Raw genomic sequence first — 332 nt, 5'->3', positions numbered from 1 at the left:
CCTATGAGCGAAAAGGGATAGAAAAGGGAATAGAAAAAGGAATAGAAAAGGGAATAGAAAAAGGGAAAGAAGCAGCAATTCACGAGGTGGGTAAACGAATGCTGGAAAAAGGTAAGTCAATTGAGGAAATAATGGAGATGACAGGGTTAGATGAAGAGGAGATCAAGAAATTAGAAAAATAAAAATAAAGAATGTGAAAAAGCCAGCCTACATGGATGAAGATGTAGTTAGGCTTTTTTTATAAGATAAAGCATAAAATTTGTCTAGCTCCAGCGAAAATTTTCGAGGATGTAGGTCGCTTCGGCGTTTTCACATGATGTGACGGTTTTAGT

Annotated in this window: 1 protein-coding gene; it reads left to right on the top strand. The window is 36.7% G+C overall.

From position 1 onward, the window contains the following. On the top strand, positions 1–182 hold a 182-nt coding region (locus tag RZN25_18010; GenBank protein ID MEQ6378703.1), incomplete at its 5' end, for a transposase. Positions 183–332 lie beyond the last annotated feature (150 nt).

Source organism: Bacillaceae bacterium S4-13-56, assembly GCA_040191315.1.
Classification (GTDB): Bacteria; Bacillota; Bacilli; order Bacillales; family JAWJLM01; genus JAWJLM01.
This window is presented reverse-complemented; position numbering and strand designations above follow the sequence as displayed.